1 protein-coding gene is annotated in these 2743 nt (G+C 47.9%); it reads right to left on the bottom strand.

The window, feature by feature from the left end; all coding sequences use genetic code 11:
• The coding region (locus tag AB6735_RS27920; RefSeq protein WP_370999465.1) for a condensation domain-containing protein at positions 1–2690 on the bottom strand (2690 nt) is incomplete at its 3' end.
• Positions 2691–2743 lie beyond the last annotated feature (53 nt).

The raw sequence follows: 2743 nt of genomic DNA, 5'->3' as shown, positions 1-2743 counted from the left end.
TATTCAGCAGCCGTATCATTGAAGCCGACTAAGAGCTGGTTCCGCTCGTTATCGGTGATCATCTCCAGCTGATCCAGCGGCAGGTCCTGGTCAGAAACAACCGCTTGCAGCAAACGCTGGTAATGGGCGAGCATCCGCTCTATCGTTTCCGGGTCATAAAGATCGCTGTTATAGTTTATTTCCCCGCTTATCCCACCGGGGTTCTCCCGCAGGGTAACGGACATATCAAACTTTGATGTATTGTCCTGGTTTCCTTCAAACGATACCGATAATCCGGAGAGTCCGTTTTCAAGATTGCCTGCCTGTGCATTGTTCTGGAAGACAAACATGACATCAAAGAGCGGGCTTCGGCTCATATCCCTTTCCTTGACGACAGCCTCCACGATTTTTTCAAACGGAACGTCCTGGTGTGCATAAGCCTCGAGGGTTGTCTTTCTGACCTGTAGGAGGACTTCACGGAAAGACATTTGCGTTGACAGGCGGTTTCGTAAAACAAGGGTATTGACAAAAAAGCCGATGAGCCCTTCTACCTCCTGCATCTGCCGTCCCGCTACAGGACTGCCGACACAGATGTCATCCTGTCCGGTATATTTATATAATAATATATTGAAGGCGGATAATAAGGTCATGTACAGGGTAGCTCCGTTGTCCAGGCTTATTCTTTCCAGGCTTCCGGTTAGTTCCCTGCCGAGGCGGAAACCAGCTGTTGCGCCCTTACTGCTTCGTAGCGGAGTCCTGGTATGATCCGTTGGGAGATTAAGGACCTGTAGCCCAGCAAGCTGCTGCTGCCAGTAGGCCATCTTATTATTGAGGACGTCCCCTGACAAGTACTCCCGCTGCCAGATCGTGTAATCGGCATACTGGACGGGTAATTCCGGCAGTTGGTAATTGCGGCCTGCAGTAAATGCATTATAGAGTTCAGTCAGTTCTTTGACCAAAATAGGTATAGACCATCCATCAGAAATGATATGGTGCATGGTTCCGAGAAATACATGTTCTTCTTCGCTGACCTTGATCAGGTCCCCCCGGATCATATAATCCGAGGAAAGGTTAAAGGGGGCAGTGATGAGCTCATCGATCTTATCCCTTAAACCAGCCTCATCGTGGTAAACAAAACCATTCCCGGATCCCAGTTTCCATCCGTCTTTATCCAGAATATGCTGGAAGGCCTGGCCATCTTCTTCCCCGATCACGGTGCGGAGTACCTCATGACGGTTTACAATCGTCCTGAGTGCCTTTTCAAGCACGATGCTGTCCAGTTCTCCTTTTAATCGTAATACAAATGGGAGATGGTATTGCAAACTACCCTCCAGTGCATCAATGAACCATAACCTCTCCTGAGCAAAAGATAAAGGTATCCTTTCCGGCCGTGTGGCGGCCAGGATAGCAGGCAGGGCGGTCAGGGTATCCGGTGTTGTGGATATATAAGCGGCTAATAATGCAATGGTAGGATTATTGAATATCGTTCCGATACTCAGTTCTAGAGCCATTTCTCTTCTGGCGTAAGATACGAGTCGCATGGCCAGCAGGGAATGTCCTCCGAGCTCAAAGAAGTTGTCGTGTATACCTATCCGTTCAACGGCAAGCAGGTCTGACCATATAGCAGCGAGCTGCACTTCTATTGGGTTCCTTGGTGCTTCGTATTGGGACTGTGCTGCACCGGAAATGTCGATATCCAGGAGAGCCTTTCGGTCTGTTTTTCCGTTAGGTGTTAATGGTAGTGAATCCAGTTCAAGCAAAAGGCCGGGAACCATGTACTCGGGTAGCTTGGTGCGCAGGTATGCCAACACATCCTCGTGCTGATAGCCGTTCCCGGGAACTACATAGGCTATTAATCGTTTATTTCCCTGGCTGTCCTCTTTGCATAAAACGACCGCCTGCTGAACCTGTCCTGTCTGTGTCAGGGCGCTTTCAATCTCGCCGGGTTCGATCCGGTATCCGCGGATCTTGACCTGGTCATCACCGCGTCCGAGGAACTCGATATTGCCATCGGGCAACCATCGTCCCAGGTCACCTGTTCTGTAGATGCGTGCATCGGGTGCTGTACTGAAAGGGTGGAGGATGAACTTCTCGGCAGTCAGGTCAGGGCGGTTGAGATACCCCCGCGCCAATCCCGCCCCGCCGATGCAGATCTCACCGGTTACCCCTACAGGCACCAGGCCCTGATCCGGCCCCAGGATGTATATCTGGGTATTGCCTATCGGTCGGCCGATGGTTACGCCTTCTGTAATTGATAGCTTTTTAATTGAAGACCAAATTGTAGTTTCCGTAGGCCCGTAAACATTCCATATATCTCCTATTTTAGTAAAATAGGTTTTGATTTTCTTTTGTATACCTTCTCCACCTATTAACATTTTAAGTTGCATTTCATTCGTCCAACCTGCTTCTGCCAGCAATTGCCACGTTGATGGAGTTCCCTGCATATGTGTCGGACAATAATTATAAAGATTTTGCACCAGCAAAAAACCATCTCGTGCTATCTTGTTTGATATAATAAATAATTTTCCTCCATTAACTAAAGGCAGATAAAATTCCAGATAACATATATCAAAAATATATGTGGTGACGGATAAGAAACTAGAAACTGAACTAAAGTCAACTTCATTAGCTATACCTATTAATAAATTCACCACTGAGGCATGCTCGATCATAACGCCTTTAGGTTTTCCGGTAGAACCGGAAGTATAGATGACATAAGCGAGGTTGGATGGGAGGAGTTTAGTTTTAACCTTTTGGATATGCT

The sequence above is a fragment of the Mucilaginibacter sp. RCC_168 genome (assembly GCF_041355315.1).
Lineage (GTDB): Bacteria > Bacteroidota > Bacteroidia > Sphingobacteriales > Sphingobacteriaceae > Mucilaginibacter.
The sequence above is the reverse complement of the archived record's forward strand: the minus strand, read 5'-3'. Positions and strand labels throughout refer to the sequence as shown.